Origin of the sequence: Vibrio sp. 10N.222.54.A3, from assembly GCF_041474095.1 — a bacterium.
Classification (GTDB): domain Bacteria; phylum Pseudomonadota; class Gammaproteobacteria; order Enterobacterales; family Vibrionaceae; genus Vibrio; species Vibrio crassostreae_C.
This window is the reverse complement of the sequence record NZ_JBFRTN010000025.1, coordinates 19,401-39,329: the sequence shown is the minus strand read 5'-3', so window position 1 is coordinate 39,329 and position 19,929 is coordinate 19,401. Positions and strand designations below refer to the sequence as shown.

General features: G+C 46.2%; 17 protein-coding genes. All 17 read left to right on the top strand.

What is annotated here, in order from left to right:
- Positions 1-25 precede the first annotated feature (25 nt).
- The 17 genes from pilM to astD all read left to right on the top strand — a co-directional run bounded on the left by pilM (position 26) and on the right by astD (position 19,729).
- Entirely contained in the window at positions 26-1,051 is a 1,026-nt protein-coding gene (gene pilM / locus AB4507_RS07760) for a type IV pilus assembly protein PilM (RefSeq protein WP_372182488.1), read from the top strand.
- Positions 1,035-1,634, top strand: coding sequence for a PilN domain-containing protein (locus AB4507_RS07755; RefSeq protein ID WP_017061129.1), 600 nt, complete (start codon positions 1,035-1,037; stop codon positions 1,632-1,634). The genes pilM and AB4507_RS07755 overlap by 17 nt, the downstream gene beginning before the upstream one ends.
- Positions 1,627-2,256, top strand: coding sequence for a type 4a pilus biogenesis protein PilO (locus tag AB4507_RS07750; RefSeq protein WP_017068838.1), 630 nt, complete (start codon positions 1,627-1,629; stop codon positions 2,254-2,256). Before AB4507_RS07755 ends, AB4507_RS07750 begins: the two co-directional genes overlap by 8 nt.
- Complete coding sequence (locus AB4507_RS07745) at positions 2,243-2,761, top strand: pilus assembly protein PilP (protein WP_017061127.1); 519 nt, start codon at positions 2,243-2,245, stop codon at positions 2,759-2,761. The genes AB4507_RS07750 and AB4507_RS07745 overlap by 14 nt, the downstream gene beginning before the upstream one ends.
- A 35-nt stretch (positions 2,762-2,796) precedes the next feature.
- A complete protein-coding gene (locus tag AB4507_RS07740) occupies positions 2,797-4,515 on the top strand; it encodes a type IV pilus secretin PilQ (RefSeq protein WP_032545762.1) in 1,719 nt (572 codons plus the stop codon).
- A 176-nt stretch (positions 4,516-4,691) separates the two neighbouring features.
- Complete coding sequence (gene aroK / locus AB4507_RS07735) at positions 4,692-5,210, top strand: shikimate kinase AroK (RefSeq protein ID WP_017061125.1); 519 nt, start codon at positions 4,692-4,694, stop codon at positions 5,208-5,210.
- Positions 5,211-5,235: 25 nt separating this feature from the next.
- On the top strand, positions 5,236-6,324 hold the full coding sequence (gene aroB / locus AB4507_RS07730) for a 3-dehydroquinate synthase (protein WP_017061124.1): 1,089 nt from the start codon (positions 5,236-5,238) through the stop codon (positions 6,322-6,324).
- Between the two features lie 79 nt (positions 6,325-6,403).
- Positions 6,404-7,921, top strand: coding sequence for an SPOR domain-containing protein (locus AB4507_RS07725; protein WP_102428179.1), 1,518 nt, complete (start codon positions 6,404-6,406; stop codon positions 7,919-7,921).
- 69 nt (positions 7,922-7,990) lie between these two features.
- Positions 7,991-8,839 (top strand): Dam family site-specific DNA-(adenine-N6)-methyltransferase, encoded by an 849-nt coding sequence (locus tag AB4507_RS07720; RefSeq protein WP_017061122.1) that lies wholly within the window; start codon positions 7,991-7,993, stop codon positions 8,837-8,839.
- Positions 8,840-9,039: 200 nt separating this feature from the next.
- A complete protein-coding gene (gene rpe, locus AB4507_RS07715) occupies positions 9,040-9,714 on the top strand; it encodes a ribulose-phosphate 3-epimerase (protein WP_372182487.1) in 675 nt (224 codons plus the stop codon).
- Positions 9,715-9,816: 102 nt separating this feature from the next.
- The gene (locus tag AB4507_RS07710) at positions 9,817-10,503 is read left to right on the top strand and encodes a phosphoglycolate phosphatase (protein ID WP_248638947.1); all 687 of its coding nucleotides are present in this window, start codon (positions 9,817-9,819) and stop codon (positions 10,501-10,503) included.
- Positions 10,504-10,653: 150 nt separating this feature from the next.
- Positions 10,654-11,670 carry a tryptophan--tRNA ligase gene (gene trpS / locus AB4507_RS07705; protein ID WP_016796005.1) on the top strand — a complete coding sequence of 339 codons (1,017 nt, stop codon included), beginning with the start codon at positions 10,654-10,656 and terminating at the stop codon, positions 11,668-11,670.
- Positions 11,671-12,055: 385 nt separating this feature from the next.
- The gene (locus AB4507_RS07700) at positions 12,056-14,650 is read left to right on the top strand and encodes an ExeM/NucH family extracellular endonuclease (RefSeq protein ID WP_372182486.1); all 2,595 of its coding nucleotides are present in this window, start codon (positions 12,056-12,058) and stop codon (positions 14,648-14,650) included.
- Between the two features lie 200 nt (positions 14,651-14,850).
- Positions 14,851-15,429 carry an aminodeoxychorismate/anthranilate synthase component II gene (locus AB4507_RS07695; RefSeq protein WP_010435229.1) on the top strand — a complete coding sequence of 193 codons (579 nt, stop codon included), beginning with the start codon at positions 14,851-14,853 and terminating at the stop codon, positions 15,427-15,429.
- Positions 15,430-15,893: 464 nt separating this feature from the next.
- Positions 15,894-17,105, top strand: a complete 1,212-nt coding sequence (locus AB4507_RS07690; protein ID WP_372182485.1) for an aspartate aminotransferase family protein — start codon at positions 15,894-15,896, stop codon at positions 17,103-17,105.
- 107 nt (positions 17,106-17,212) lie between these two features.
- On the top strand, positions 17,213-18,232 hold the full coding sequence (astA, locus tag AB4507_RS07685) for an arginine N-succinyltransferase (protein ID WP_372182484.1): 1,020 nt from the start codon (positions 17,213-17,215) through the stop codon (positions 18,230-18,232).
- Positions 18,233-18,271: 39 nt separating this feature from the next.
- A complete protein-coding gene (gene astD, locus AB4507_RS07680; RefSeq protein ID WP_017071310.1) occupies positions 18,272-19,729 on the top strand; it encodes a succinylglutamate-semialdehyde dehydrogenase in 1,458 nt (485 codons plus the stop codon).
- Positions 19,730-19,929 lie beyond the last annotated feature (200 nt).

Here is a 19,929-nt window from a genome sequence, read left to right as displayed (position 1 = left end):
CTTGGCACTTCAGGAGCTAGGTCACATGGGTTCATCATTAATTACAGGTATAGATATAAATCATCACAGCATCAAAGCCGTGGTACTAAAACCCTTGGGGGAGTTGTATGCCCTAGTGGGATACAAAGAGCTGCCGATTTCGGACGACATTTTTACAGCTAACCATACTTTGGAGTATCAGAAAACTGTTAAGAAACTTAAAGAACTTAGGAAAGGACTGCCTTTTGGCTGTCGCAACGTCGCCATTTCGGTACCTGATAACACGGTGATCAGCAAAGTACTGCAAATAGAGAGTGAGTTAGAAGACAGAGAAAAAGAGTTTTCTATCTATCAAACCTTCGCCCATCAATCTCCCTTCCCTATCGAGGAGCTGAGTTTAGATTTTGTAGAGCTGGAAGACAAACGATTTGGTAAAGGTTCGACAAGCAGTTATCAGGTATACGCCACTCGTAAAGAAGTTGTGGATAGCCGAGCGGATGCATTAACCAAGGCTGGCTTCAAACCTGTGGTGGTGGATACACAGGCGCATGGGCTACTTAATATCTGGCAATTGGCCTCGCGCCTGTATCCCGATAAGAAAAACTGGTTGCTGGTGGATGTTGGAATCGACCAAACCTCGCTAGGGGTTATCCCGCAGAATTCGGCGCCTTTCTATAAAGACATCGCCTTTGGCACTCAAGATCTTCGCAGCTCAGATGACCCGAGTGATATCGAGAGCGTGTTCGGTACTATGGAAGAGACACATCAATTCATTGTTAACCTGATTGAGAAGCTCAAGCGTCAATTGCAGCTCTATTCATCGGGAAATGCGCAGCAACCTATCTCAGGGATTTGGTTGATGGGCGAGGGCGCCAGCATCCCTATGGTAACCGAAGAGCTAGAACGCCATTTTCAGTTGAGCTGCGAGTCATTGAATCCTTTGTCTCTGTTTGAGAATAAGGTCGCCAAGAGACGCCGACTGCCGATTGACTGGCAACACTTTGGTATCGCGGCGGGTATGGCGATGAGTGGGCTCAAGTGGCAGGGAGAGAAGCATGTTGCATCAAATTAACCTGCTGCCGTGGCGTGATGAGATTCGTGCTCAGCACAAGAAGCGTTTTATCCATCTGGTCATTCTTGGCGTCATCATTGCGCTTATAGGGCAATGGGCGGTTGGTCACTATTTTCACGATCAACAAGCCAAGCAGCAAGCTCGCCTCAATTACCTCAATCAGTACATTGCTGAGCTCGACCGACAAATTCAGTCGTTAAAAGTCGCAGAGCAAGAACACAAAGCCATTCTGACTCGACTTGATGTGGTTGAGTCGCTGCAGCTTGGCCGTAATAAGACCACCGACTTCATGAACTTGATGCCGGAGCTGATTCCAGAGGGTGTCTATGTCGACAAGATAAAGATGAATGGTCAGGAGATTGAAATGTCGGGCATCAGCGACAGCACTGCTCGTCTCGCCACCATGTTGGACAACCTCGAACGTTCAGATTCTTTGAAAGGGGTCGAGATGCACTCTATCGTTCATAACCGAAAGCGCTTCAATAAAGAGTTTCAGACCTTTAAGGTCTCTTTTGTGTTTAGCCCTGTGTCTTTAGAAAACACAACCGCGAGCAGAAAAGATAAGGGGGCGCATCATGGCTAACCTTCAAAATAGGATTAGTAGGCAAAACAGGATGAGCTTGCAAGATCTCGATGTTGATGAGATCACCGAATGGCCATTGTTGCCTCAGCTTCTCGTGATTCTGGTGTTGATAGTGTTAATCCAAGGTGTAGGCACTTGGCTTTATGTGTTGCCACTCGACGATGAACTGCAACAGATGAAGCAACAAGAACAAACCTTAAAGACGACCTTGCGAATAAAGGCCAACAAGGTTGCAGCCTTGCCTAAATTGCAGAGTCAGCTGGATGAACTAACCAGTCGCTACGATTACCTGTTAGAGCAGCTGCCTGTTCAAAAAGAGCTAGCAAGTATGTTGGCGTCTGTGAATGAACTCGGCTTGGATAATTCGCTGACCTTTACTCGAATCGATTGGGGACAAAAACAGAACAAGGAGTTTCTCTATCGATTGCCTCTCAATATAGAGCTGACAGGTGACTATCACGAGATTGGTGACTTCTCTGCTGCCATCGCCAAGCTGCCGCGTATTATTAGCTTTGATGATGTGAATTGGCAGCGAGTCAGTCAAGAAAGTAGCACGCTGCACTTTAGGGTTCGAGCTTATACCTACCAGTTTAAATCGGAGGTTAATGATGAAACCCAATAGCGCGTTTTACTCAATCGTATTGATGCTTGCGTTGTCAGGCTGCAAAGCTAATCAAGACTCACTGCAAGATTTTGTGGCGCAGGTTGAAGCCAAGGCGAGAAAAGATGTCGAGCAACTTGTCCCAGCAACTGAATTCACGGCGGCGACTTATCAGCGCCGATCTTTGCGTCCTCCCTTTGAACTGCCTAAAGAAGCCATTGTGCAAAACCAACCCTTGGTTAAGAAAGACTGTTGGCAACCCAGCGCCCGTTCTCGTAATGGCAAGTTAGAGAAGTACCCGCTGAGTAAGCTTCGTTTAAGAGGCGTGATGGGCAATGGCTCAAGCGTGTTTGGCTTAGTGCAAACACCCAAAGGCAACGTGGTAAACGTCAAGAAAGGCCAGTTTATCGGCTTAAACAATGGCCGAGTTACTAAGGTGACGAGCCAATACGTTCAGATTAATGAAACTCTTCCAGATGGCTTAGGTTGTTGGCATAAGCGCAACGTTAGGCTGGCTCTGAAGTAAACCAATGTCACATGATGTGGATATGAGATGTAAATATGATTAAAGGAATAAGTGGATTAGTGAGCAAGGCTCTACAAGGTTTTGCTGTGTCTGTGATGTTGGTTGTTAGCGTGCTCAGCCATGCCGAGAGCTTACCGAACAAATTGGAGAATATTGATTTTAGGGTCAATAAGGATAAAGACGCCGTCATCATTATTGAGCTGGCGACCAGCACAGCAGTGGTGGATGTTCAACGAGCTCAGGAAGGGTTAAGTATCGAGCTAATCAATACTCAAGTTGATGATGACAAGCTCTACCTGCTGGATGTGAAGGATTTCGCTACCTTGGTTGAAGGCATTGAAGTCTATAAAGAGACACCAAGCACTCGGCTTCTAGCGACGATTAGCAATGACTATCAGTATGAATACAACCTAAAGGGGCGCTTTATTGAGGTGGTGATCAGCAAACCGGTGCTCGATGAAGCGACCAAAGAAAAAAGCGTTCTAGAGAAAGAGGGCAAGCTGATATCGATTAACTTCCAGGATATCCCGGTACGAAATGTCCTGCAACTGATTGCCGATTACAACGACTTCAATCTCGTGGTGTCTGATTCGGTAGCCGGAAACCTGACGTTACGCTTAGATGGCGTACCTTGGCAGCAAGTTCTCGACATTATCTTGCAAGTTAAAGGCTTGGATAAGCGTGTTGATGGCAATGTTATCTTGGTCGCGCCGAAAGCGGAGCTCGACCTTCGAGAGCAACAAGCGTTAGAGAAATCGCGCTTAGAAGAGGAGTTAGGGGAGCTTAAATCGGAAATCATCAAGATTAACTTTGCTAAAGCCACCGACATCGCTGACATGATTGGAGGTGAAGGTGCGGTCAGCATGTTGTCCGATCGTGGTTCGATTACCATTGATGAGCGCACCAACTCACTGCTCATTCGTGAATTGGAAGAAAACATTGCCGTGATCCGAGGCATCATTGAATCGTTAGACATTCCCGTGAAGCAGGTACAGATAGAGGCACGTATTGTCACAGTTACTGAGGGTAATCTTGATGAGCTTGGCGTGCGCTGGGGCGTTTCCTCAACCAACGGAAGCTTCACCGTTGGTGGCTCAATCGAAGGTAACCACCCATCAGCGATTACGCCGTATGACGACGATAGCGGCAGCAGCGTGATTGATGACTATCTCAACGTCAATTTAGGGGCAACATCGCCGAACGCCTCGAGTATTGCGTTTCAGGTGGCCAAACTGGGTTCAGATACCTTACTCGATCTTGAACTGTCGGCACTGCAACAAGAGTCAAAAGCTGAAATCATTTCTAGTCCACGCTTAATCACCACCAATAAAAAGCCGGCTTATATTGAGCAAGGTACTGAAATTCCTTACTTAGAGTCATCTTCAAGTGGCGCTACGTCGGTTGCATTTAAGAAAGCCGTGTTGAGTCTTAAGGTGACACCGCAGATCACGCCCGATAATCGTTTGGTATTGGATTTGAGCGTGACTCAAGATAGGCCAGGGCAAGTGGTAAAAACTGGAACCGGTGAAGCGGTCGCCATTGATACGCAAAGAATAGGTACGCAAGTGCTTGTTAATAATGGTGAAACTGTCGTGCTTGGCGGGATATTTCAGCACAGCGTGAGCAGTACAGTGGATAAAGTTCCTCTGTTGGGGGACCTGCCAGTTTTGGGCGCATTGTTCCGTCGCAGCTATGAAAATGTGGGTAAAAGTGAACTACTTATTTTTGTCACACCCAAAGTTGTGATTCAGTAATGAACAATTAGATTAAAAATAAAGTTGCATTAGTGGCACCTAACCTTGATAATTTCGGGTCTTATCACGAATTATCTGTGAGGAATCGGTGCCACGGGCCTTTTAATTTCAGTACTTGTACTGACCTACCTTGTGGCGATGTCATTGAATTAACGTTGTAAATTACTGCTAAAAACATGGCTGAGAAACGCAATATTTTTCTTGTTGGCCCAATGGGCGCCGGCAAAAGTACAATTGGTAGACACCTAGCTTCCCAACTTCATATGGAGTTTCTAGACTCTGACACTGTGATCGAAGAGCGCACTGGCGCAGACATCGCATGGGTTTTTGATGTTGAGGGCGAAGAAGGTTTCCGTAAGCGCGAAGAATCTGTAATCAATGATCTGACAGAAGAACAAGGTATTGTTCTTGCGACAGGTGGTGGTTCAGTGTTGAGCAAAGAAAACCGTAACCGTCTATCTGCACGAGGCATTGTTGTATACCTAGAGACAACAATTGAAAAGCAACTTGCTCGCACTAACCGCGACAAGAAACGCCCTCTACTTCAAACAGACAACCCGCGTGATGTGCTAGAAGATCTAGCTGTATCTCGCAACGCACTATACGAAGAAGTGGCGGACTACACAGTTCGTACTGACGACCAAAGTGCAAAAGTGGTAGCCAACCAGATCGTAAAAATGCTAGAAGAACGTTAAGTTCATTTTTTCGGAGAGCAAACCCATGGAACGGATTACGGTCAATCTAGCTGAGCGTAGCTACCCTATCTCTATTGGCGCCGGGTTATTTGAAGACCCGGCGTACCTTTCTTTTTTATCAGGTAAGCAGAAAGTTGTTGTTATCAGTAATGTGACAGTAGCGCCTCTTTATGCTGATAAAATTTTATCGCTATTGGATCAAGTCGGCTGTCAGACATCTCTTCTCGAGCTGCCAGACGGTGAACAGTACAAAACCCTTGAAACGTTCAATTCAGTGATGAGCTACATGCTTGAAGGAAATTACAGCCGCGATGTGGTGGTGATTGCTTTAGGAGGTGGTGTTATCGGTGACTTGGTCGGTTTTGCTGCCTCTTGTTACCAGCGCGGTATTGATTTCATTCAAATCCCGACGACCCTTCTTTCTCAAGTGGACTCTTCTGTTGGTGGTAAAACCGCAGTAAACCATCCTCTTGGTAAGAATATGATCGGCGCTTTTTACCAACCGAAATCTGTGATCATCGATACCAACTGTTTATCAACGCTTCCAGAGCGTGAGTTTGCAGCGGGCATTGCTGAGGTGATCAAATACGGCATCATTTACGATGAAGCCTTCTTTGATTGGTTGGAGCAGAATCTAGAGAAACTTTATCAACTTGATGAAGAAGCACTGATTACCGCGATTGCTCGTTGTTGTGCAATTAAGGCTGAAGTGGTGGCTCTAGATGAAAAAGAGTCAGGAATCAGAGCGTTATTGAACCTAGGTCATACATTTGGTCATGCGATTGAAGCAGAACTAGGCTATGGTAATTGGCTACATGGTGAAGCTGTGTCGTCAGGCACTGTAATGGCAGCTAAAACAGCTCAATTACAGGGACTGATCTCTCAGCAGCAACTTGAGCGAATTATTTCTATACTCAAGAATGCGAAACTACCAATCCATACGCCAGAAAGCATGTCTTTTGAAGACTTTATGAAGCACATGATGCGCGATAAAAAAGTGCTGTCTGGTCAGTTGCGTTTGGTATTACCAACAAGTATTGGTACTGCTGAAGTGGTTGCTGATGTGCCTCAAGATATCATTAAACAAGCGATCGATTTCTGCCGTACTCTTTAAATTTGGTTGTGAGGTTGCCTAGCTAAACTCTAGGCAACTGAAGCGTTTTACTGATCGATCTTATCAGTAGGGATCCCCAATGAGTTTGGCTCATGAATTAAGAGTATTAGAGTTAGAATCTCAAGTTGAGCTGCTAGAGCGCTTACAGCTTTTGACTAACTTTGGTTCAAACCTTGTGACGGTTGCTGGCAAAGCTGGCTCTGGCCGATCTTGGTTGGCTCAGCGTTATCTGGAAGCATGGTCGACAGAAAAAAATCAGTGTTTACTGCTTTGTCATCCAAGCCAAGACGATCAACAACGCCGTGCGCTCATTCTTAGCCAAATTGTTTCTGATCCCCTGTTTAATCAACATGATTCTTTATCGGATAGCCTAACAAGGTTACTGGATGGAGAACCGTGTAATGTGGTTATCGTCGTTGATGATGCCCAACGACTTTCTGAGCTATTGGTATCCGAATTATGGATGTTGGTACTGGAAGCTCAATCAAACCCTCAATGGACGATCAATATCGTTCTCTTCTCGGAACCTGGCCACTTAGATACGTTATTAACGCGTTTGAGCTACGGTCAACAACACAAACCTATCGATCTTGAGATCGATGACCTTTCGCAACCAGAAGCTGAACATTTCTTTGAATCACTGGTGATTAGATATGTTGATGATGAGTCTGAAACTCGCGTGCGACGTGCGTTTAGTAAAGCGCAACCTCTGCCCGGCGAGTTAATGGCTTTAGGAGAATTGAAAGTGGAAAAAAGGATTATTATTCGCTCAATCATTGGCTCACCCATCAATATCGCGATCGTGGTGGCTTTGTTATTGTTGTTAATTGGTGGTGGTTATTGGTGGATGTTCAGTCAACCAACACCAGACGATAAAGCGCAGTCGCTTATCGCTCCGATTGAACAGACAGCTATCCCAACTTTTGAAGTGGAAAGTGGTACCGAGCAAGCTGGAATCGACGGAATGGACGATTCTGAAGCCGAAGCTGACATGAGTTATCAAGGTGCTGATGACGACAGCTCATCTTTGCCACCGACTGTCGTTGAAGATACCGCGAGTGTTGGAGAAGTCGAACAAGATCAGCAGCGTGTCGTAATCACCTCTGATGTGGTTGATGCCTTGCTTGATGATAAACCTGAAAGTGCCGATACCAGTGCGATTGATGCTGCTGTTGAAGAAAACACAGGTGCCGCGGTGAGTTCGCAATCAGATGCAGACAAAGTGGAGTCACAGCCTTCAGCCGATGAAGCAACAGACCTAACACAGTCCACGCCACCGACTAAGAAAATTACATTCTCATTTTCTCGCGAAGAGTTACAAGCTATCTCTCCGCGAGCTTATACTTTGCAGTTGAGTGCGATGACCTCATTGGACGACGTACAGTCTTTCATTGAAGAGTATGACCTTGAGAACAAGGTTCGTATTTACCCAACACTTCGCAACGACACCAAGTGGTTTATTATCACTTATCAAGATTACCCAACGATTCAAGTGGCGAGAGACGCGGTAAGTGCGTTATCAAAACCCCTTCAACAGTTGGAACCTTGGGCAAAATCGATGAATCAAGTGCATCGAGAGATAGAACGTGCGAAATAACCCTGAGCTTAGCCTCAAAATATGTTACATTCCGCAGCCTTATTTTTGAGTTGATAGATAGAGCAGTAAATGAAAAAGCAGCGTGCCTTTCTAAAATGGGCTGGTGGTAAATATGGCCTAGTTGAAGACATCCAACGTCACCTGCCACCTGCTCGTAAATTGGTAGAACCGTTTGTCGGTGCCGGCTCAGTATTTCTGAATACTGACTTTGAACAGTACCTGCTTGCAGATATCAATCCCGATCTTATCAACCTGTACAACCTGCTTAAAACCGATCCTGAAACTTATATCACGGAAGCGAAGCGCTGGTTCTGTCCTGAGAACAACCGTAAAGAAGCCTTCTTAGATATTCGCGCTGAGTTCAATGGTACAGATAACGTCATGTATCGTTCATTGGCTTTCTTGTATATGAACCGATTTGGCTTCAATGGCCTATGTCGTTACAACAAGAAGGGCGGTTTTAACGTTCCATTTGGTTCTTATAAAAAACCTTACTTCCCAGAAGCTGAGCTGGAATTTTTTGCCGAGAAAGCGAAAAAAGCCACTTTCGTCTGTGAGGGATACCATGAAACCTTTAGCCGCGCGCGCAAAGGCTGTGTGGTTTACTGCGATCCTCCATACGCACCACTGTCGAACACGGCAAACTTTACCTCTTACGCAGGTAATGGCTTTAGCTTAGATGACCAAGCTGCACTGGCGGATGTTGCTGAAAAAGCAGCGATGGAACGAGGCATCCCTGTCTTGATCTCAAACCATGACACCACCTTAACGCGCCGTTTATACCATGGTGCAGAACTGAACGTGGTCAAGGTTAAGCGCACCATTAGCCGTAATGGCGCAGGGCGCAATAAAGTCGATGAGTTACTGGCACTTTTTCATAAAGAGAAAAACCAGCAACACGCTTCAGAAGAATTGTAGCGGCCAACATAACCCTCGAACTCATTAAATTGAGTGACCAACGGGTACTTTCATAAACTAATCTTTCGAACTGCTAGGATCTGCTTAGTTGCTTAGGTAGAATTGCACACCAAATAGTCTTGGAATTGAGTCTTGTATTTGTATATGAGATGTCACAAGGCGGTGATATTCGCAATTTACTCACTCTTAAGAGGTTTGGTATGAAAGATTTTCTAATCGCTCCATCGATTTTGTCTGCAGATTTTGCTCGTCTTGGTGAAGACGTAGAAAAAGTACTCGCAGCTGGTGCTGATGTTGTGCACTTCGATGTGATGGACAACCACTACGTACCTAACCTGACTTTTGGCGCGCCTATCTGTAAAGCGCTGCGCGACTACGGTATTACGGCTCCTATCGATGTTCACCTTATGGTTAAGCCAGTAGACAGCATCGTGCCTGAGTTTGCTAAAGCCGGCGCATCAATGATTACCTTCCACGTTGAAGCTTCAGAGCACATCGATCGCACTCTACAGCTAATCAAAGAGCACGGCTGTAAAGCGGGTGTGGTTCTTAACCCTGCAACGCCGCTTTCTTGCTTAGATTACATCCTAGACAAAGTAGACATGATTCTACTGATGTCTGTGAACCCAGGCTTCGGCGGTCAATCTTTCATTCCTCACACGCTAGATAAACTACGTGCTGTTCGTAAGCTGATTGATGAGTCAGGCCGTGATATTCGCCTTGAGATTGATGGCGGCGTGAAGGTTGATAACATCCGTGAAATCGCAGAAGCGGGCGCAGATATGTTCGTTGCGGGTTCAGCTATCTTCAATCAACCGGATTACAAAGAAGTGATTGATGAGATGCGTGCAGAGCTTGCAAAAGTAAACGTATAATCGTAAAACTACAGATAGATTGAATATTAAGGGGCTAATTTGCCCCTTTTTTACGTCTTATCGCTCAACTCATAAGACGAATATAATAAATAGGAAAGTAAGATGTCATTAAGCTCAATAAAACTGATCGCCTTTGATTTGGATGGAACCTTGTTAGACAGCGTGCCTGATTTGACCGTTGCTGCTGACCAAGCTTGTCAGGAGTTGGGCTTCCCTTCAGTGAGCGAAGAACAAGTTCGCGACTACGTAGGTAATGGTGCTGATGTTCTTATCGGACGTTCACTCAGCCGCAACCTGACGGTTGACCCAAGCCTTGAGCCAGAGCTCCTGAAAAAAGCGCGCATCCTGTTTGATGATTTCTATGAGCAGGGCGGTCACAAGCTAAGTCACCTTTACCCATCGGTTAAAGAGACGCTGGCTGAGCTGGATAAAGCCGGCTTCACTATGGCGCTGGTTACCAACAAGCCATCGAAGTTTGTACCAGACGTACTGGCGCAACACGGTATTGATAAGTACTTTGTTGATGTGTTGGGTGGCGACTCTTTCCCAGAGAAAAAACCGAACCCAGTCGCTCTGAACTGGTTGCTAGAAAAGCACAATGTAAAAGCGGAAGAGATGTTGATGGTTGGCGATTCAAGCAACGACATTAAAGCGGCTAAGAATGCAGGTTGTCACTCGTTTGGTCTGACTTACGGTTATAACCACGGCGAGCCGATTTCAGCATCAAACCCTGACTATGTCGCGGATAACGTCGCGCAATTACTAGATGTCGTTCTAGTTTCAGCATAAAGCGGACAAAAGTTAGCTAACCTACTAGCAAAATACTTATCAATGAGTACACTGGATGAGCCGTACAGAAGAGCTGTGCGGCTTTTCTATATTTAAGTTAAGAAGCTAAGCGTTCAATAAACTTAGCGAATAAGCAAAGGAATTAAAACCATGAGCAAGCCCATCGTATTGAGTGGTGTTCAACCATCTGGTGAACTAAGTATCGGTAACTACTTGGGTGCTCTACGTCAATGGCAACAGATGCAAGATGATTACGATTGCCAATACTGTGTTGTAGACCTTCACGCAATTACGGTTCGCCAAGACCCGAAAGCACTGCATGAAGCGACTCTAGACGCACTAGCAATCTGTCTTGCTGTCGGTGTTGATCCAAAGAAGAGCACGCTATTTGTTCAGTCACACGTACCAGAGCATGCTCAACTTGGTTGGCTTCTTAACTGTTACACGCAAATGGGTGAACTGAGCCGTATGACTCAGTTTAAAGATAAGTCTGCACGCCACTCAAATGACGTAAACGTAGGCCTATACGACTACCCAGTGTTGATGGCTGCAGACATCCTGCTTTACGGTGCTCACCAAGTACCTGTAGGTAGCGACCAGAAACAACACCTAGAGCTAGCGCGTGATATCGCAACTCGCTTCAACAACATCTACGGTCCTGAAACGCCAATCTTCCAAGTACCAGAACCTTACATTCCAACAGTGAATGCACGTGTAATGAGCCTGCAAGACGCGACGAAGAAGATGTCTAAGTCGGACGACAACCGTAAGAACGTGATTACTCTGCTAGAAGAGCCTAAGTCGATCATCAAGAAGATCAACAAAGCGCAAACCGATGCAGAAACACCACCACGCATTGCTCACGATTGGGAAAACAAAGCGGGTATCTCTAACCTAATGGGTCTGTACTCTGCAGCGACAGGTAAAACGTTCGAAGAGATCGAAGCGCAGTACCAAGGCGTTGAAATGTACGGTCCGTTCAAGAAAGACGTAGGCGCAGCATTGGTTGAGATGCTTGAGCCGATTCAAGCTGAATATCACCGTATCCGTGCTGACCGTGCCTACATGGACGCAGTAATGAAAGCCGGTGCTGAAAAAGCCTCTGAACGTGCTGCAGTGACACTGAAAAAAGCATACGAAGCAGTAGGTTTTGTTACTCGCCCATAGGGTGAACTAACACAACTCGCTTGAGAATTTGAGCCCAAAGTAGCTGTTGTTTACTTTGGGCTTTTTCATGCCCATTCCATTTGCCTTCCTCGAAACCCCCTTGTTTGAATTGATAATTTACCCAGTATTTAGCTAGCATATCCATCGCTGTAATGCTGTGCAGATGATCTTATTTGGTACCCTCAAGCTTTATAAAATTACACTCGTTTCTATATATGTTGGAAATATATAACGTGCCAAACAATTGATGATTCCAAAGTGATAAGTTCCTCATTTTCTTGCCAACTGACTTATTCCTTTCATAAATAAACCTGATAGTTACCACAAAATACATGACTGCCCATAGATGGCAGTGACTATAACTCGATGAACTCAGGTGAAACGGATGGCTCTTTTACACAAACCTTCATTGCTAGCAGTGGCAATTGGTAGCTTGTTAACCACAAGCGCACACGCTGATTTGTTTATTTCACAATATGTGGAAGGCGGCAGCTACAACAAAGCGGTTGAGATCGCCAATAACGGCGATAGCAGCATTAACTTAGATGGTTACTCACTGGCGAAGTCTGCCAATGGCAACGGATCATGGGGCGCCACTTTACCTTTAGATGGCCACGTTTTAGCGCCCGGTGAGGTGCTTGTTGTTGCTCATACCAGTGCTAGTGATGAGATTAAGGCGGTCGCTGACATTCTAAATGCTTCATTGGCTAATCATAATGGTGACGACCCGCTGGCTATCTTGAATTCAGACGGCTCGGTACATGATGTTGTTGGTTTGATGGGCGATGTGGACTGGGGCAAAGATGTTACTTTGGTTCGTGCGACACAAACACCTTCTGCGACGTTTGATGCTTCACAATGGGTATCGCTACCAAAAGACAGCATTGAAGGCCTAGGTTCACTAGACAGCGTTGAACTGCCAGAAGCGTTCACTTGTACACAAGATGGCTCTGACCCAGTATTCACCACCATTCAAGAAATCCAAGGTGAGGGCGCTACATCGCCATTCATCGATGGCTACCCGTACATCACCGACGATGAATATTTCGTAAAAGGTGTGGTAAGTGCGGTAACAACAGGCCTAACTAAAGGCTTCTACCTGCAAGCACTTGAGGATGATTTCAACTCAAGCACTTCTGAGGGGCTATTTATTCATACCAACCAGTCGAGCTCAGAGCTAGTAGCCGGTGATGTAGTGTGTGTGAAAGGCAAGGTTCAAGAATACTACAGCCACACTCAGCTGAAAGTAGAAAACAACCAATGGCTAAAACAGGGCGAGCAGCAGGCACCTGAAGCTACGGCGATTGAAGTGCTAGACAGTGACGAGAACTTCGCTGCAACGCTTGAACGCTACGAAGGCATGTTGGTGAAAACAACCGAAGCGCTTGATATGCGTGTGACGCGTACCTTTGGTTATGACTACGCAGGTCGTCGTAACAACATGGTACTGGCGCATGAGCGTATTAACATGCAGCCGAACCAGCTTTTCGCCGCGGGATCTGACGAAGCGAAGCAGCAAACTGAAGACAACGCAGACCGCCGTCTTTTCGTTGAAACCGATCAAAAAGCGGCTGATGGACAAGTCCCTTTCTACCCAGATTTTGGCCGCACTGATATCGACCAAGATGGTTCAACAGAAGATTACATCCGCATTGATGACACCATTGTTGGCCTAGAAGGCGTGCTGACTTACAGCTACGGTGAGTACCGTTTAATTGCGACTAACCAGATCTCGGCTGAAAACTATGTGCGTAACGATCCGCGTACCGACAAACCAGACATGGATGAAGGCGACCTACGTATTGCGACCTTCAACGTATTGAACTACTTCAACTCTCCATTTGGTGGCGACGCGAATCAGCACGGCAATAACCGTGGCGCGAACACCATCACTGAGTTTGAGATGCAGCAAGAGAAGATTGTGAACGCGATTCTTCGCTTAGATGCAGACATCATTGGCTTGATGGAAATTGAGAACAATGGCTTTGGTGAAGGCTCTGCCATTCAGCAACTTGTAAACCAACTGAATGATCGCATTGAGCGTAAGAAAGACCGTTATACCTTTGTGGCTGTCGACTCGAACGAAGACGGCGTAACCGACGAGATGGACTCGATTGGTACCGATGTAATCACAACCGGTGTTATCTACCGTAAGAAGGTGGTTAAGCTTAAAGACAGCCGTGTTATCGCGATGCCAAGCCAACAAGCACCAGAGGTGTTAGACGATTCAGGCAAGGTGATTGAAGACGGTAAGAACTACCAACGTGACTCATTGGCGCCAACCTTTAAAGTTAAAGGCACCAAAGAGAAACTCACCGTAGCGATCAACCACTTTAAATCGAAAGGCTCTAAGTGTTGGGAAGATGCTGCTCCGATTGAGCAGGGCGGCCAAGGCGGCGTTGATGCCGATAAGCAAGGTTCATGTGAGAACTTCCGTGTTGCTGCGGCGGTTGCATTAGGTGAAGCGCTCGATGGCATCAAAGGTCACAAAGTGATCCTGGGTGATATGAACTCGTACGGCATGGAAGATCCAATGCTGGTGCTAACCGATTACTCGGAAGAGAAATACGGCAAGCAGATCAAAGCAGCTCGTAATACCTACATTGATGGTGTTGAGCAGTTTGGTGATAGCGGTGCGGTGATTACGAAGAACTACGGTTATATCAATGCTGTGGCTCAAAAGCACCCAGACAGCTGGAGCTACTCATACAATGATGAAGTTGGCGCTCTAGACCACCTGCTGATCAGCGAAAGCCTGAAAGATAGGGTTGTCGATGCTACCGATTGGCACATCAATGGTGGTGAGTCGACGTTGTTTGACTACAACGAAGAGTACAAAGGTGACCTACCTAAGTACCAAGATCACTTCCGTTCATCGGATCATGATCCTGCCGTTCTTGAGCTAAGAGTAGGCGGTTCATTTGGCTTCGGTGCTCTTATGTCACTATTTGGCTTAGCAATGTGGCGTCGTCGTAAGTAGCTCAATCACAAATAGATTGGCTTGCCATACAAGTAAGCCAATTCAGATAACTTAGGGCTATCTGTAAACAATTAAGGTCAACTTAGGTTGGCCTTAATTATTGGCGAAATGCAGTTTCCACTTGCCTTTCGCCATGGGTATTGCACAATACCGCCCCTATATCTCTCAATCATTTAGTATTTAGCAAACGATTTCGACCCATGTTACTTATCATCGATAACTACGACTCTTTTACCTATAACTTGTATCAGTATTTCTGTGAGTTAGGGGTCACTGTGAAAGTTGTTCGCAACGATGAGATTGATATTGCGGGTATAGAATCGCTGAACCCTAGCCATCTTGTTATCTCTCCGGGTCCTTGTACGCCGAATGATGCGGGTATCTCTCTGCAAGTCATTGAGCACTTCGTGGGTAAGTTGCCGATCTTAGGTGTGTGTCTTGGTCATCAAGCCATTGCTCAAGTCTTTGGTGGTGAAGTGGTGAGAGCCAGACAAGTGATGCACGGTAAAACCTCGCCTATTCGTCATAACGGGAAGAGTGTTTTTCAAGGTCTCAATAACCCTCTGACTGTGACTCGTTACCACTCTTTAGTGGTGAAAAACGGCACATTACCAGACTGTTTTGAGCTGACGTCTTGGACGGAATTTGAAGATGGTAGCATGGATGAGATCATGGGTTATCAACACAAAACCTTGCCGATTGATGCCGTCCAATTTCACCCTGAATCGATTAAAACAGAGCAAGGACACCAGCTTCTCGCTAACTTCCTAGCACGCTGAGTGTTTAAATTTGACTCTTTCTCCGTCTAAATAAGCCAGTTTAACGTATTCCATTACCCGTTAAGCGTTTAAATTCGGGCGCTACGCGTCTTCATCCCTCTGACGCCGATCACTTTTTATAACATTTCTCCCTCGTCAGGCTAAGTTTTTAGCCTATGCAAAATTATTCGCGTTATTTCGTCTCGAACCCAATATACCGCAATGCCAGTAAGGCTTTGCTGTTGCTGGTTATACGTTTAGGTAAAAAAAGCTTCATAAAACAGATTAATTGATGCATAAATAGTCATAGGTAGTGACGTTTAGCTGGTTGTAAGGGATGGCTAAAGAATAATCTACTATTGAAAAGGTTAATTAAATGTAAATATAATGCTGCAGCGGGATTATGGCGAGACAAAATATCTTTGTCTCACTTATGAACCATTACGCTTATTTGCGAAGCTTGCGGTATCGAGAAGGAATGTACGATGACAGTGGAAAATAAAGTAGAACGTAGTCTGTTTAATGAGGTGATGGTGCCTTGTTATAACCCAATGGAAATGATCCCAGTAAAAGGGGAAGGCGCACGCGTTTGGGACCAACAAGGCCGAGAGTATATCGACTTTGCTGGTGGTATCGCTGTGAGCTGTTTGGGTCACTGTCACCCAGCAATGGTTAATGCTGTTACCGAGCAAGCAAACAAGATTTGGCACCTAAGTAATGTAATGACTAACGAACCTGCACTGCGTCTAGCGAAGAAGCTAACTGACGTATGTTTTGCAGAAAAAGTATTCTTTGCGAACTCTGGTGCAGAAGCGAACGAAGCAGCACTTAAGCTAGCTCGTCGTTGGGCTGCGGATGTTCACGGTCCTGAGAAATCTGAAATCATTGCATTCAAACAAGGTTTCCACGGTCGTACTTTCTTTACTGTAACCGTTGGTGGTCAAGAAGCTTACTCAGATGGCTTCGGTCCAAAACCTGGCGATGTAACTCACCTACCTTACAACGATATTGCCGCTCTAGAAGCGCATATCTCTGATCGCACTTGTGCCATCATGATGGAACCTCTGCAAGGCGAGGGCGGTATCATCTCTCCAACGGCTGAGTTCGTGAATACGGTTCGTGAACTGTGTGACAAGCACAATGCATTGTTGATTTTTGATGAAGTACAAACAGGTAATGGTCGTACTGGTAACTTCTATGCTTACCAAGGTCTGGGCGTGACGCCAGACATTCTAAGCACAGCGAAGTCTCTAGGTGGCGGTTTCCCTATCGGCGCAATGCTGACGACGTCTGAACTGGCTACACACCTTAAGGTTGGTACGCACGGTTCTACATACGGTGGTAACCCACTGGCGTGTGCGGTAGCTGAAGCAGTGGTTGACGTAGTTAGCCAACCTGAGACTCTAGAAGGCGTAAAAGAGCGTGAAGCGCTATTCCGTGATGGTCTAACTAAGATTAACGACAAATACCAAATATTCAGTGAAGTTCGTGGTAAAGGCCTATTGTTAGGTGCTGCACTGAATGACGAATGGCAAGGGCGTGCGCGTGACGTATTAGTAGCAGCAGGCGAGCAAGGCCTAATGGTACTGGTTGCGGGTGCAAACGTGGTTCGTTTTACTCCATCACTGGTTATCACTAAACAAGAAATTGAAGAAGGTTTATCAAAACTAGACAAAGCAATCGCTACGCTAGTTTAGCCTGAGCGGCGTCATAGGAATGATCGCCATTAGAGCGATCTCATGACGTACTGCTAAAGGCCCAAGCTTCTGGTTTTGGGCCTATTTTGCATCTGGAGGGAATATTGATGCTAGTTGTTCGCCCAATAAAACTGTCTGATTACGATGCGCTGCACACCTGTGCAGTTGAATCAGGTCATGGATTCACATCTCTTCCGGTTAACGAAGAACTGTTAACCAACCGTATTACTCATTCTGAATACAGCTTTGCGAAAGCAGACGTGACCGAACCCGGTGATGAAGGCTATCTAATGGTGGGTTTCGACGCTGAAACTGGCGAAGTTGCTGGTACAACGGGTGTCGAAGCTTCCATTGGCTGGGATGTGCCTTTTTACTCGTACCACATCAGTAAAGTGGTTCACTCTTCACAGCGCCTTAAAGTGAATAACGTGGTTAAGCTGTTGACGTTTGGTAATAACTACACAGGCTGCAGCGAAATTTGTACGCTGTTCTTACGTCCTGATTACCGCAAAGGCTTAAACGGTCGACTGATGTCTAAGTGTCGTTTCCTACTGATGGCTGAGCACCCAGAGCGTTTCTCAAAAACGATCTTTGCTGAGATGCGTGGTGTATCAGATGCGGAAGGCAATTCTCCTTTCTGGCAATGGCTGCAAGAACATTTCTTCTCGATTGACTTCACGCTTGCCGATTACCTAACCGGTATTGGTAAGAAAGGCTTCATTGCTGACCTAATGCCTAAGCTACCTATCTACGTGAACCTACTGAGCAAAGAAGCTCAAGCTGTGATCGGAGAGGTTCATGACAATACGCGCCCTGCACTTAAGTTGCTGGAACGTGAAGGTTTCACCAACCGTGGCTATGTCGACATCTTTGATGGGGGCCCAACGGTTGAGTGTGATCTAAGAAATATCGAATCTGTGCGTCACTCAATTCGAGCACAGGTTCAAATTGCAGAGCACTCTAGCTCTAAAGACTTCCTAATTGGTAATACCTCGTTTGAGAACTTCCGCGCAGTAGCCGCGAAAGGTGCGTATGACCAAGCAAGCGACACAGTGATTTTATCATCTGAAGTAGCAAGCGCTCTTGAAGTAAAAGAAGGCGAATTCGTTCGCATGTTGGCTCAATAAGAGCGGCGATTATCTGTCGAAGATTTTAAGGATAGAAGTATGACTCAGTGGATAGCAGGACAGTGGGTGGCAGGTCAAGGTGACGCCATGACATCAGTAAGCCCATACAACAATGAAGTAGTGTGGCAGGGTGATAGCGCGACACCAGCACAGGTTGAATCTGCAGTAGCAGCAGCTCGTGAAGCCTTCTTGGTTTGGAAAAAACTGAGCTTTGCAGAGCGTGAAGCGATCGTGTTGAACTTTGCTGAGAAAGTTAAAGAGAACAGCGAAGAAATCGCGCAAATCATCGCGAAAGAGACGGGTAAACCGATTTGGGAAACTCGCACTGAAGCGGGCGCAATGGCGGGCAAGATTGCTATTTCAATTCGTGCTTACCATGAGCGTACCGGTGAAGCTTCTCGTGAAGCGGCAGGCAACCAGATTGTACTGCGTCACCGTCCATTAGGCGTGATGGCAGTATTTGGTCCTTATAACTTCCCTGGTCACCTACCTAACGGTCATATTGTTCCTGCACTGCTATCGGGTAATACCGTGGTATTTAAGCCTTCAGAGCAGACACCTTGGACGGGTGAGTTTGCGATGAAATTATGGCAAGAAGCGGGTCTTCCTGCTGGCGTAATCAACTTAGTACAAGGCGCTAAAGAGACAGGTATCGCACTGGCCGATGCTAAAGGTCTTGATGGCGTGCTGTTCACAGGTAGCGCTAATACTGGGCATATCCTGCATCGTCAATTCGCGGGCCAACCGGGCAAGATGCTGGCACTAGAGATGGGTGGCAATAACCCTATGGTGATCAGTGACCAATATGGTGACGCAGACGCAACGGTATACACCATTATCCAATCGGCGTTCATCAGTGCGGGTCAACGTTGTACATGTGCTCGTCGTTTGTACGTGCCTGTTGGCGAGAAGGGGGATCTGCTACTCGATAAGCTGGTCGCAGCGACGCAAAAGATTCGTGTTGATCAGCCATTCGCTGAACCAGCACCCTTCATGGGTCCTCAGATCTCTGAAGCTGCGGCTAAGTTCATTCTGGACGCGCAAGCGAATCTACAATCGTTAGGCGGCGTCAGCCTAGTAGAAGCAAAAGCGGGTCAAGCGGCGTTTGTTTCTCCGGGTATTATCGACGCAACCAACATTGCTGAGCTGCCGGATGAAGAGTACTTCGGTCCACTGCTACAAGTGGTTCGTTACCAATCGCTAAAGCAAGCGGTTGAGCTAGCTAACGACACTCGTTTTGGTTTGTCTGCGGGTCTTGTATCAACAGATGATTCTGAATGGGAATACTTCGTTGACCATATCCGTGCGGGTATTGTTAACCGTAACCGTCAGCTAACTGGCGCAAGTGGTGATGCACCATTTGGTGGTCCGGGTGCTTCAGGCAACCTACGCCCAAGTGCTTACTATGCGGCGGACTACTGTGCTTATCCTATGGCTTCAATGGAAGGCGGTGAAACTCAACTTCCAGCAACGTTTAGCCCGGGTATTGAGCTTTAATTTAGGCTAATGAGTCTTAGGCTCATGCGTTAAGCTTGAAATAGGGAAGTGGTGTTATCGCTTTCCTTTTCCATCACGTCCGACACCTAGATTGGGCGGTAGATAATAATAGAAAAAGTATGTCACAGGCTGATGGCTGCTGACTCTGTGTCTCAGCCTCTCCCTCTCTTATCCAAATTACTAGCTTGCTAGAACCTTTG

Bases quoted from the DNA above. Each gene is read 5' to 3' on its own strand.
- pilM (WP_372182488.1), top strand. From the start codon at position 26: ATGGGTTCATCATTAATTACAGGTATAGATATAAATCATCACAGCATC.
- AB4507_RS07755 (WP_017061129.1), top strand. From the start codon at position 1,035: ATGTTGCATCAAATTAACCTGCTGCCGTGGCGTGATGAGATTCGTGCT.
- AB4507_RS07750 (WP_017068838.1), top strand. From the start codon at position 1,627: ATGGCTAACCTTCAAAATAGGATTAGTAGGCAAAACAGGATGAGCTTG.
- AB4507_RS07745 (WP_017061127.1), top strand. From the start codon at position 2,243: ATGAAACCCAATAGCGCGTTTTACTCAATCGTATTGATGCTTGCGTTG.
- AB4507_RS07740 (WP_032545762.1), top strand. From the start codon at position 2,797: ATGATTAAAGGAATAAGTGGATTAGTGAGCAAGGCTCTACAAGGTTTT.
- aroK (WP_017061125.1), top strand. From the start codon at position 4,692: ATGGCTGAGAAACGCAATATTTTTCTTGTTGGCCCAATGGGCGCCGGC.
- aroB (WP_017061124.1), top strand. From the start codon at position 5,236: ATGGAACGGATTACGGTCAATCTAGCTGAGCGTAGCTACCCTATCTCT.
- AB4507_RS07725 (WP_102428179.1), top strand. From the start codon at position 6,404: ATGAGTTTGGCTCATGAATTAAGAGTATTAGAGTTAGAATCTCAAGTT.
- AB4507_RS07720 (WP_017061122.1), top strand. From the start codon at position 7,991: ATGAAAAAGCAGCGTGCCTTTCTAAAATGGGCTGGTGGTAAATATGGC.
- rpe (WP_372182487.1), top strand. From the start codon at position 9,040: ATGAAAGATTTTCTAATCGCTCCATCGATTTTGTCTGCAGATTTTGCT.
- AB4507_RS07710 (WP_248638947.1), top strand. From the start codon at position 9,817: ATGTCATTAAGCTCAATAAAACTGATCGCCTTTGATTTGGATGGAACC.
- trpS (WP_016796005.1), top strand. From the start codon at position 10,654: ATGAGCAAGCCCATCGTATTGAGTGGTGTTCAACCATCTGGTGAACTA.
- AB4507_RS07700 (WP_372182486.1), top strand. From the start codon at position 12,056: ATGGCTCTTTTACACAAACCTTCATTGCTAGCAGTGGCAATTGGTAGC.
- AB4507_RS07695 (WP_010435229.1), top strand. From the start codon at position 14,851: ATGTTACTTATCATCGATAACTACGACTCTTTTACCTATAACTTGTAT.
- AB4507_RS07690 (WP_372182485.1), top strand. From the start codon at position 15,894: ATGACAGTGGAAAATAAAGTAGAACGTAGTCTGTTTAATGAGGTGATG.
- astA (WP_372182484.1), top strand. From the start codon at position 17,213: ATGCTAGTTGTTCGCCCAATAAAACTGTCTGATTACGATGCGCTGCAC.
- astD (WP_017071310.1), top strand. From the start codon at position 18,272: ATGACTCAGTGGATAGCAGGACAGTGGGTGGCAGGTCAAGGTGACGCC.